Source organism: Nevskiales bacterium (genome assembly GCA_035574475.1).
Classification (GTDB): Bacteria; Pseudomonadota; Gammaproteobacteria; order Nevskiales; family DATLYR01; genus DATLYR01.
The window spans coordinates 1-9,659 of record DATLYR010000147.1; the positions used below are offsets into that span (position 1 = coordinate 1).

Genomic DNA, 9,659 nt, shown 5'->3' on the forward strand with positions numbered 1-9,659 from the left:
CCTCCGGTGCCAACCCATCGGCGCCGCCGATCAGTAGCGCGACGTCGCGTCCGCCCTGCAGCCAGGCCTGCAGCCGCTGCGCCAGCTCGGCACTGGACCATTGCCGGCCATGCTCGTCCAAGGCCACGACCAGGGCGGCCTTCGGCAAGGCCGCCAGCAGCCGCGCGCCTTCCTCCGTCATCGCGCGCTGCGGATCGCGGCCCTTGCCGCGTGCGCCGGGTTCGATCTCGGTCAGGATCAGGCGGCATTCGGGCGGCAGGCGGCGCGAGAACTCGGCATAGCCCGCCTGCACCCACGCCGGCAGGCGCCGGCCGACGGCCAGCAAATGGATGCGCATGCGCCGTTCCGCCGCCGTCAGACTTCGGCGGCCGCGACCGGCGCGACGTCCCAGAGCTTCTCGAGCTGGTAGAAAGCGCGCGCCTGGGCCTGCATGACGTGCACCACGACGTCGCCCAGATCCACCAGCACCCAGTCGCCCTGGCGTTGGCCTTCGGTACCGCGCGGCGGATGCCGGGCGGCCTTGGCACGCACGGCGACGCTCTGCGCCAGCGACTTCACGTGGCGGTCGGAACGGCCGGTGACGATCACCATGCGGTCGGTGATCGGCGTCAGCGCGCTCACGTCGAACACGCGGATGTCGAGGCCCTTCATGTCGTCCAGTGCCGCGACCACCAGATCGGTCAGCTCCTGTGTCTTCATCCTGCGCCTGCGGGTTTCGCGGTCATGTATAAAAGCCCTCCTGTCGGATGTCGGCCCAGACCGGGTCGGGGAGCAGATAGCGCGCGCTGCGCCCGGCCGCGGCCAGGGCGCGGATCTGGCTGGCCGCGATCGCCAGCGGCGTCACCACGCACTCGTGGATCAGACCGCCGCGCGCATCGCGCAGCCGCGCCGGGTCGCGCACGCCGCGTTCGGCCAGCCAGTTGCCCAGCGGCACGCCCAGCGCCACCTGCATCTGCGGGCGCGGCACCAGCACCAAATGCGCCAGCTCCAGCACCCGCTCCGGCTCGCGCCATTGCAGGAAGCCGGCGAAGGCGTCCATGCCCAGGATCAGGCACAGCGGCGTATCCGGCAGCTCGGCACGCAGGGCGCGCAGGGTGTCCACCGTGTACGACGGGCCCGCCCGCTCCAGCTCGCGCGTGTCCAGCACCAGGCCGGGCTCGTCCGCGATCGCAGCACGGATCCAGGCCGCGCGGCGCGCGCCGTCGGTACGCGTCGGGTCGCGATGCGGCGGGATGCCATTCGGCATCAGGCGCACTTCGGCCAGCCCCAGCGCCTCGCGCAGTTCGAGCGCGAGGCGCAGATGACCGTAGTGAATCGGATCGAAGGTGCCGCCGAGGATGCCGATGGGCGGTTTCAGTGCCACCGGTCGCGGATCGGCGTAGCTGCCGGGCTGTTTTGCATCACATCCAGTGTCGGAGTTCCTGGCACAAGTTTCAAGGGCCGCCGCCCAGCCAGCTATCTCACATGGCCATCGCCCAGCACCACGTACTTGAGCGAGGTCAGCCCCTCCAGCCCCACCGGGCCGCGCGCGTGCAGCTTGTCGGTGCTGATGCCGATCTCGGCGCCCAGGCCGTACTCGTAACCGTCGGCGAAGCGGGTCGAGGCGTTGATCATGACCGAGCTGGAATCCACCTCGCGCAGGAACTGGCGCGCGCGGCTCATGTTCTCGGTGACGATCGCATCGGTGTGCTGCGAGCCGTAGGTCGCGATGTGCTCGATGGCCGCGTCGATGCCCTCCACGATGCGGATCGACAGGATCGGCGCCAGGTACTCGGTGGCCCAGTCTTCCTCGGTCGCCGGCTTGGCGTCGGGCAGGATCGCGCGCGTGCGCTCGCAACCACGCAGCTCGACGCCGGCCTCGGTGTAGATGGTGGCCAGCTTGGGCAGCACGCGCGATGCGATGTCCTTGTGTACCAGCAGCGTTTCCATGGTATTGCAGGTACCGTAGCGCTGGGTCTTGGCATTGACCGCGACCGCGATCGCCTTTTCGACATCGGCCTGGTCATCGATATAGACGTGGCACACGCCGTGCAGGTGCTTGAGCACGGGGATGCGGGTATGCTCGGCCACGAACTCGATCAAACCCTTGCCGCCGCGCGGCACCACCACGTCGATGCTGTCCTTGAGCTTGAGCAGCTCGGCGACCGCTTCGCGCTCGGTGGTATCGAGCACCTGCACCACGTCGTGCGACAGGCCGGCGTTCTTGAGCGCGTTCTGAATACATTCGCCGATGGCGATGTTCGAGTGCCGCGCCTCGGAGCCGCCGCGCAGGATGCAGGCGTTGCCGGATTTCAGGCACAGTGCGGCGGCATCCGCCGTCACATTGGGCCGCGACTCGTAGATGATCGCGATCACGCCCAGGGGCACACGCATACGCCCGACCTGGATACCCGAGGGACGCATCTTGAGGTCCGAGATCTCGCCCACCGGGTCGGGCAGCGCCGCCACCTGGCGCACGCCGTCCGCCATCAGGCGGATGCGCGCGGCATTGAGCTCCAGCCGGTCGAGCAACGCGGCGTCCAGGCCCTTCTGCCGCGCGAATTTCATGTCCTTGGCGTTGGCCGCCAGAATGTCGTCCTGGCAGGCGTCGATCTCGTCGGCGATGGCGAACAGCGCGGCGTTCTTCTGACCCGGTTCGGCGCGTGCGACCAGGCGCGCGGCGGCGCGTGCGCGCTGGCCCACCTCGCGCATGGCGCGGGCCAGAGGGGAGGTATCCGTGGTCTTGCGTGCCGTCTTGGCGCTCATGAGGCTTCCGTTGTGCTCAGGCCGTCCTACTCAGGCCATTCGGGGACCCGGCAGGGGCACCCCGCTCAGCCGGGCAGCCAATTTTACCAGTTCCGCCCAGGGTTCGGCCCGCGCCGCGCCCTTGGCCACGCGGTCGACCCATGAAACTTCCTTTATGAAATCAAGTACTTTTTCAGACGGCAGGCGCCGCAGCGCTGGCCGGAAAACGGCCTGCCGGGCACCAAACACTCCGACCATGGCCAGCGCGCGGTCGGGCGCCGTGCCGGATTCGATGGCGCGACCGGCCCGGTACAGCTGGCGCAGGGCGCTGGCCAGCACGAAGATGATCGGCACCGCATCGACCCCCTCTTCGCGCAGCCGGTCGAGCACCTGCAACGCCGCGGCCGGCCGCCCCAGCAGCACCTTGTCCACCAGATCGAAGGCATCGAAGCGTGCGCTGTCGGCGGTGGCCTCCCGCACCCGCGCCGGGGTGACCCGGCCGTCCGGGCACAGCAGCCTGAGCTTCGCGATCTCTTGCGCACAGGCCAGCAGATTGCCCTCGGTGCGCGCCGACAGCAGCTCAACCGCCTCGGTTTCGGCCCGCAGGCCGGCGGCATTCAGCCGTGCCTCGATCCAGCGTGGCAGCTCCGCACTGTCCACCGGCCAGGCGTAAACCGCCACACCGTGGCGCTCGAACGCACCGAACCAGGCACTCTCGCGGGCACGTTTGTCGAGCTTGCCGGCATGCACGATCAGCAGCACGTCCGGCGCCGGCTTCTCCAGCCAGGCAAGCAGCGCGCCCGCCCCCTCCGCATCCGGCGGCTTGTCGCCGAGACGCAGTTCGACCAGGCGCCGGCTGGCGAACAGCGACAGGTTCTCTCCGGCTGCCTGCAGGCGATGCCAGTCGAAACCGGTCTCGACCTGCAGCACCTCGCGCTCGCTGAAACCTTCGGCGCGCGCCCGTGCACGCAGCGCATCGGCCGCTTCCTGCAGCAGCAGCGGTTCCTCGCCGGCCAGCAGGTAGGCGCTGGCCAGGCTGCGCTCGATCTGGCCGTGCAGTTGTGCGGGACTGATCGACATGATCTACAGGGCCTGTGTGGTTGCCGGCACTATACTACGGGCTGGAGGTGCGGCCGATGAGCCAGTCAGCACCCGGAGCCGGCGTCGCGGCCTGGGACCTGGAAACCGAGCAGCGCGTGGACGTGCTCGAACACCTGCTGGCGATCGGCACCGTGCTCTCCGGCGCGCAGGACCTCGATTCCCTGCTGCGCTTCATCCTCGAGAAAAGCCGCGAGATCACCAAGAGCGATGCCGGCAGCGTGTTCCTGGTCGATCGCAGCGACCCGGCGCAACCCCAGCTGGTGTTCAAGATCGCGCAGAACGATTCGCTGGCGGCGCTGCGGGTGCAGGAAACCCGGCTGGCGATGCGCGCGGACAGCCTGGCCGGCTGTGCCGCCCTGACCGGCAAGGCGCTCAACATTCCGGATGTCTATCACCCGCCGCCGGGCATCGCCTTCAACAGCGAGTTCGACCGCCTGCACGGCTACCGCACCGTGTCGATGCTGGTACTGCCGATGCTCAACCAGCAGCGCGAGGTCATCGGCGTGCTGCAGCTGATCAACCGCAAGAAATCCTCGCGCCTGCGACTGACGCCCGAAAACGCCGTCGAATATACCCACCCTTACTCGCCGCAGGAGGCGCGCATCCTGATGAGCCTGGCCAGCTAGGCCGCGATCTCGATCGAGCGCCACCAGCTGCAGAAAAACATCGAGGGCCTGTTCGAGGGCTTCGTGCGGGCGTCGGTGGAGATCATCGAAGCGCGCGACCCGTCCACCGCGGGCCACTCCGAGCGTGTGGCGGACATGACCGTGCGGCTGGCGGAGGAAATCAACCGGCTCGATCACGGACCGTTCCGTGAGACGCACTTCGACGCGCGTCAGCTGCAGGAGATCCGCTACGCGGCGCTGCTGCACGACTTCGGCAAGGTGGGCGTGCCGGAGGCGGTGCTGCTCAAGGCCAAGAAACTCTACCCGGCCCAGCTGGAGGCGCTGCGCTACCGCTTTGCCCTGGCCCGCCAGCAGATCGAGCTCCAGCACACGCACGAACGCCTGACCCATCTGGTCGGGCACCCGGAGTGCGCGCAGGGCTGCCGCCATGGGGGCCTCGACGAGACCTCGCTGCAGCGCGCGCACGCGCGCCTCGACCGCTACTGGGATCTGCTCATGCGCCTGAACGAGCCGCTGGTGCAGGCGGTCGAGACGCTGGACGCGTGCCGGGAGCAGTTGCAGGAAATCGCCGCCTACCGCGTCGTCAACGGTAACGTGGAAGAACCGTTGATCAGCGAGCAGGAACTGGAGCAGCTGCTGGTTCCCAAGGGCAGTCTGACCGAGGCCGAGCGCGCCGTCATCGAGTCGCACGTCAGCCAGACCTACCGCTTCCTGATGCAGATTCCCTGGACCGCCACGCTCAAACAGGTGCCGGCGATCGCGCACGGCCACCACGAGAAACTGGATGGCAGCGGTTATCCGCTGGGCCTGTCCGCGGCGCAGATCCCGCTGCAGAGCCAGATCATGACCGTCTCCGACATCTACGACGCACTGGCCGCCAGCGACCGCCCGTACAAGAAAGCCCTGCCGGCGGACCGTGCCATCGCCATCCTGCGCGAGGAGGCAGCGCGCAACCGCGTCAACGCCGAGCTGGTGTCGCTGTTCGAGCAGCGGCGCGTCTACCAGGCGGCGAAGCGCTAGAATGGCCATGCCTGCGGGACCGAGCATGACCGAACGCCACTACACCGCCGCCGACCGCCTGCTGATGACGCTGCAGCGCGCCCTGGCGCCGCCGCATCCGGCCGGCGGCGCTGCGCGCCCCAATCCCGCGGGCAAGGTCGCGGACGCACCCCTGAACGAGGCCGAGCGCCGGCACGCCGCCGGCCTGATGCGCGTCAATCACGCCGGCGAGATCGCCGCCCAGGCCTTGTACGAGGGCCAGGCCCTGACCGCGCGCAACCCGCAGGTGCGCGCGCAGCTGAAGCGCGCGGCGGCCGAGGAGCAGGATCATCTGGCCTGGTGCGAGGAACGCCTCCGCGAGCTGGGCGAGCAGCCCAGCCGGCTGGCGCCGGTCTGGTACGCCGGCGCCTATACCATCGGCGCGGCCGCGGGCCTGCTGGGCGACAAGGTCAACCTGGGCTTCGTCGCCGAAACCGAAAAGCAGGTGGTGGACCACCTCGACGGGCACCTGGAAAAACTGCCCGGGCAGGACGGCAGGAGCCGCGCCATCGTCGAGCAGATGAAGGCCGACGAGGCGCGCCACGGCGAGGAGGCGCTGCAGGCCGGCGGCCGGGAACTGCCCGGCCCGGTGCGGCGCCTGATGACGCTGGCCTCGCGGGTGATGACGAAAACGGCGTATTGGTTCTGATGAGGCCTCAGGCCCGCGCCAGCCGCCGCAGCCGGTACAGGCCGTCCGCGGCGTAGATGGCCAGCGCTGCCCAGATGCAGGCGAAGCCCATCAGGTGTGTGCGCGTGAAGGGCTCGCCGAACACCCACACGCCGCACAGCAGCTGCAGGCTGGGGGCGATGTACTGCAGCATGCCGACCATGGACAGCGGGATGCGCCGCGCGCCGTAGGCGAACCAGATCAGCGGCAGGGCGGTGGTCGGGCCCGCGGCGACCAGCAGCGCTGCGGTGCGGGCATCGCCACCGAAGTGGCCGCCGGGCGGTACCGGCACCAGCGCCAGGATCAGCAGCGCCACCGGCAGCAGCACGCTGCTTTCCACCGCCAGCCCCGGCACCGAATCCACCTGCGCGAATTTGCGCAGCAGGCCGTAGGCCGCAAAGCTGCCGGCCAGCAGCAGTGCAATCCACGGCAGGCGCCCGAACTCCACGGTGAGGTAGGTCACGCCGGCGGCGGCGATGACCACCGCCAGCCACTGGCGCGGGTTCAGGCGCTCGCGCAGCACCAGCACCGCGAGCGTGATGCTGACCAGCGGATTGATGAAATAGCCGAGGCTGGTCTCGACCACGTGGTCCGCGTTCACCGCCCAGATGTACAGCCACCAGTTGCCGCCGATCAGGGCGCCGCTGGCACTCAGGTAGAGCCACAGGCGCGGGTTCGCGCGCAGCGGCGCCAGCCAGGCCAGCCGGTAGCGGATGAACAGGTAGCCCAGCACAAAGACCGCGCACCAGATCACCCGCTGCGCCATGATGTGCAGGGCGGGAATCTGCTCCAGCAGCCGCCAGTAGAGCGGCCACAACCCCCACAGGCAGTAGGCGCCGGCCGCCGCCAGCAGGCCTTGCCGCATCAGCGGCTCATGTTCTGGCCGTAGAAGATCTCGAGGATTTCGTGGTTGACGCGCTCGCGGATGCGCTTGGCCTCGCGCGGCGGCAGCTCGCGCGAGCCCTCCCCGAACAGATAGTCGTCGATGTCGATGTCCTTGCGCCGCATCTTCGTGTGGAACAGGTTCTCCTGGTACACGTTGACGTCCACCATCTGGTAGCGGTTGATGTGCGCCGGCGCGATGAAGTTCTGGATCGAGTCGATCTTGTGGTCGATGTAATGCTTGGCGCCGCGCACGTTGCGGGTGAAGCCGCGCACACGGTAGTCGAGGATCACGATGTCCGACTCGAAGCTGTCGATCAGGTAGTTCAGGGCCTTGAGCGGCGAAATGCGCCCGCAGGTGGATACGTCGATGTCGGCGCGGAAGGTGGAAATACCGTTGTCCGGATGCGTCTCCGGATAGGTGTGCACCGTGATGTGGCTCTTGTCCAGGTGCGCGACCACGCTGTCCTTGCTCGGCTCGATGCGGCAGGACGGGTCGAGCGACTCGGTCTTGACCGGGTCTTCCGAGATCAGCATGGTCACCGACGCGCCCTGCGGGTCGTAGTCCTGGCGCGCGACGTTGAGGATGTTGGCACCGATGATGTTCGCGACCTCGCTCAGGATCTGCGTCAGGCGCTCGGCGTTATAGGCCTCGTCAATGTATTCGATGTATTCCTGGCGGTGCTGGGGGCTGCGCGCGTAGCAGATGTCGTAAATGTTGAAACTCAGCGTCTTGGTCAGGTTATTGAACCCGTGCAGCTTGAGTTTCTTATCCGCCTGAGCGAGTTTGGTCATGGCGCGTGCCTGGCACCCTGGCCCGGTTGAAAAGGGCGCGTATTATCCCCGAACCCGATCCAAGATTAAACCTTTTTCCGCCCCCGTCTAGACTGTCGTGGCCGGCCGGATCTCGAAGCTGTGGGTGATGTTGACGGTGGCCTTGAGCATGATCGAGGCCGAGCAGTATTTCTCCGCCGACAGCTCCACCGCACGCTTGACCTGCGCCTCCTTGAGGCCGTTGCCGCTGACGATGAAGTGCATATGAATGTCGGTGAACACCTTGGGGTCGGTCTCGGCGCGCCGGCCCTTGAGTTCCACCACGCAGTCGGTCACTGCCTGGCGCGCCTTGCGCAGGATGTGCAGCACGTCCATGGCGCTGCAGCTGCCCACGCCCAGCAGCACCAGCTCCATGGGCCGCACGCCGAGGTTGCGGCCGCCGATGTCCGGCGGGCCGTCGATCACCACGCCGTGACCGCTGCCGGTCTCCCCGACCCAGCACACGCCTTCGGCCAGCTTGAGCCGTGCCTTCATTTCCATTGCGTCGTCACTCCGTGCCGAAATCCACCGCCGGCGGCCTGGCCAGCTCGGCCTCGTTGTCCACGCTGAAGGTCGGCTTGACCTCATGACCGAACAGCATGGCGGTCAGGTTGCTGGGGAAGGAACGCACGGTGGTGTTGTAGGCCTGCACGGCCTCGATGTAGCGCCGGCGCGCCACGGCGATGCGGTTCTCGGTGCCCTCCAGCTGCGCCTGCAGGTCGCGGAAGTTGGCGTCCGACTTGAGCTGCGGGTAGTTCTCCGCCACCAGCAGCAGGCGCGACAGCGCCGCGGTCATCTGTGCCTGCGCCGCCTGGAACTGCGCGAAGGCCTGCGGGTCGTTGATGAGCTCCGGCGTGGCCTGGATGCCGCCGACGCGGGCGCGTGCCTCGGTCACCTGGATGAAGACCTCGCGCTCCTGCGCGGCGAAGGCCTTGACCGTGCTGACCAGGTTCGGCACCAGGTCGGCGCGCCGCTGATACTGGTTCAGCACCTCGGCCCAGCTGGCCTTGATCTGCTCGTCCTGCGCCTGCAGCGTGTTGTAGCCGCAGCCGCTCAGCAGCGCCGTGGTCAGTATCAGCATCAGCCCGGAAAGTGTGCGCATGGCGGAATCTCTCTCAGGTGCCCCGCGCCCAACATGCGGCGCGCCGGAGGGAATTTCAAGTCAGGCCAGCAGCTGGCGCAGCGCGGCGCCCGGGCTGGGCTGGCGCATCAGCGACTCGCCCACCAGGAAGGCGTTGACGCCGGCGGCGCGCAGGCGGGCGATGTCGGCGGGCGTGAAGATGCCGCTCTCGCTCACCACCGTGCGGTCCGGCGGCACCTGCTCTACCAGCCGCAGCGTGGTGTCCAGCGTGGTCTCGAACGTGCGCAGGTTGCGGTTGTTGATGCCCAGCAGCAGCCGCTGCGCATCGCCCCCCAGGCGCAGCGCGCGCGCCAGCTCGGCGGCATCGTGCACCTCGACCAGCACGTCCATGCCCAGCGCCAGCGCGCCGTCGGCCAGCTGCTGCATCAGGCCGTCCTGCAGCGCCGCGACGATCAGCAGGATGCAGTCCGCGCCCAGCACACGCGACTCGGTGACCTGCCAGGGATCGACCATGAAATCCTTGCGCAGCACCGGCAGCTCGCAGGCCTCGCGCGCCGCCAGGAGATGCTCCGGCGCGCCCTGGAAGAAATCGCGGTCGGTCAGCACCGACAGGCAGGTCGCGCCGCCATGCGCGTAATCCTGGGCGAGGAAGGCCGGATCGAAGTCGGCGCGGATCAGACCCTTGCTCGGCGAGGCCTTCTTGATTTCGGCAATCACTGCGGGCTGG

Annotated in this window: 13 protein-coding genes; 3 read left to right on the top strand and 10 right to left on the bottom strand. The window is 68.4% G+C overall.

What is annotated here, in order from left to right:
* The 5 genes from VNJ47_08605 to holA form a co-directional block, all read right to left on the bottom strand.
* Positions 1 to 337, bottom strand: a 337-nt coding sequence (locus tag VNJ47_08605; GenBank protein ID HXG28896.1) for a 23S rRNA (pseudouridine(1915)-N(3))-methyltransferase RlmH, incomplete at its 3' end; no start/stop codon positions are given.
* A gap of 17 nt (positions 338 to 354) precedes the next feature.
* Positions 355 to 699 (bottom strand): ribosome silencing factor, encoded by a 345-nt coding sequence (gene rsfS, locus VNJ47_08610; protein HXG28897.1) that lies wholly within the window; start codon positions 697 to 699, stop codon positions 355 to 357.
* 22 nt (positions 700 to 721) lie between these two features.
* Positions 722 to 1,363, bottom strand: a complete 642-nt coding sequence (nadD, locus tag VNJ47_08615) for a nicotinate-nucleotide adenylyltransferase (GenBank protein HXG28898.1) — start codon at positions 1,361 to 1,363, stop codon at positions 722 to 724.
* 92 nt (positions 1,364 to 1,455) lie between these two features.
* Positions 1,456 to 2,691 carry a glutamate-5-semialdehyde dehydrogenase gene (locus VNJ47_08620; protein HXG28899.1) on the bottom strand — a complete coding sequence of 412 codons (1,236 nt, stop codon included), beginning with the start codon at positions 2,689 to 2,691 and terminating at the stop codon, positions 1,456 to 1,458.
* A gap of 84 nt (positions 2,692 to 2,775) precedes the next feature.
* Positions 2,776 to 3,804 (bottom strand): DNA polymerase III subunit delta, encoded by a 1,029-nt coding sequence (gene holA, locus VNJ47_08625; protein ID HXG28900.1) that lies wholly within the window; start codon positions 3,802 to 3,804, stop codon positions 2,776 to 2,778.
* 56 nt (positions 3,805 to 3,860) lie between these two features.
* On the opposite strand from holA, the gene VNJ47_08630 reads away from it, so the two are divergent.
* The 3 genes from VNJ47_08630 (at position 3,861) to coq7 (ending at position 6,138) form a co-directional block, all read left to right on the top strand.
* Positions 3,861 to 4,451, top strand: a complete 591-nt coding sequence (locus VNJ47_08630; GenBank protein HXG28901.1) for a GAF domain-containing protein — start codon at positions 3,861 to 3,863, stop codon at positions 4,449 to 4,451.
* Positions 4,452 to 4,514: 63 nt separating this feature from the next.
* Positions 4,515 to 5,471 carry an HD domain-containing phosphohydrolase gene (locus VNJ47_08635; GenBank protein ID HXG28902.1) on the top strand — a complete coding sequence of 319 codons (957 nt, stop codon included), beginning with the start codon at positions 4,515 to 4,517 and terminating at the stop codon, positions 5,469 to 5,471.
* Between the two features lie 25 nt (positions 5,472 to 5,496).
* On the top strand, positions 5,497 to 6,138 hold the full coding sequence (gene coq7 / locus VNJ47_08640) for a 2-polyprenyl-3-methyl-6-methoxy-1,4-benzoquinone monooxygenase (protein ID HXG28903.1): 642 nt from the start codon (positions 5,497 to 5,499) through the stop codon (positions 6,136 to 6,138).
* A 7-nt stretch (positions 6,139 to 6,145) separates the two neighbouring features.
* Here coq7 and rarD read toward each other — a convergent pair whose 3' ends face one another.
* From rarD to trpC, 5 genes are all read right to left on the bottom strand, one after another.
* Complete coding sequence (gene rarD / locus VNJ47_08645) at positions 6,146 to 7,021, bottom strand: EamA family transporter RarD (GenBank protein ID HXG28904.1); 876 nt, start codon at positions 7,019 to 7,021, stop codon at positions 6,146 to 6,148.
* The gene (speD, locus tag VNJ47_08650) at positions 7,021 to 7,833 is read right to left on the bottom strand and encodes an adenosylmethionine decarboxylase (protein HXG28905.1); all 813 of its coding nucleotides are present in this window, start codon (positions 7,831 to 7,833) and stop codon (positions 7,021 to 7,023) included. Before speD ends, rarD begins: the two co-directional genes overlap by 1 nt.
* Before the next feature lie 87 nt (positions 7,834 to 7,920).
* Positions 7,921 to 8,346, bottom strand: coding sequence for an OsmC family protein (locus VNJ47_08655; GenBank protein HXG28906.1), 426 nt, complete (start codon positions 8,344 to 8,346; stop codon positions 7,921 to 7,923).
* 13 nt (positions 8,347 to 8,359) lie between these two features.
* On the bottom strand, positions 8,360 to 8,953 hold the full coding sequence (locus tag VNJ47_08660; GenBank protein ID HXG28907.1) for a LemA family protein: 594 nt from the start codon (positions 8,951 to 8,953) through the stop codon (positions 8,360 to 8,362).
* Positions 8,954 to 9,013: 60 nt separating this feature from the next.
* The coding region (trpC, locus tag VNJ47_08665) for an indole-3-glycerol phosphate synthase TrpC (GenBank protein HXG28908.1) at positions 9,014 to 9,659 on the bottom strand (646 nt) is incomplete at its 5' end.

Excerpts from the sequence above, each read along its gene's own strand:
- rarD (HXG28904.1), bottom strand. The coding sequence starts at position 7,021 with ATGCGGCAAGGCCTGCTGGCGGCGGCCGGCGCCTACTGCCTGTGGGGG.
- VNJ47_08620 (HXG28899.1), bottom strand. The coding sequence starts at position 2,691 with ATGCGCGAGGTGGGCCAGCGCGCACGCGCCGCCGCGCGCCTGGTCGCA.
- VNJ47_08660 (HXG28907.1), bottom strand. The coding sequence starts at position 8,953 with ATGCGCACACTTTCCGGGCTGATGCTGATACTGACCACGGCGCTGCTG.
- VNJ47_08630 (HXG28901.1), top strand. The coding sequence starts at position 3,861 with ATGAGCCAGTCAGCACCCGGAGCCGGCGTCGCGGCCTGGGACCTGGAA.
- coq7 (HXG28903.1), top strand. The coding sequence starts at position 5,497 with ATGACCGAACGCCACTACACCGCCGCCGACCGCCTGCTGATGACGCTG.
- VNJ47_08655 (HXG28906.1), bottom strand. The coding sequence starts at position 8,346 with ATGAAGGCACGGCTCAAGCTGGCCGAAGGCGTGTGCTGGGTCGGGGAG.
- holA (HXG28900.1), bottom strand. The coding sequence starts at position 3,804 with ATGTCGATCAGTCCCGCACAACTGCACGGCCAGATCGAGCGCAGCCTG.
- speD (HXG28905.1), bottom strand. The coding sequence starts at position 7,833 with ATGACCAAACTCGCTCAGGCGGATAAGAAACTCAAGCTGCACGGGTTC.
- rsfS (HXG28897.1), bottom strand. The coding sequence starts at position 699 with ATGAAGACACAGGAGCTGACCGATCTGGTGGTCGCGGCACTGGACGAC.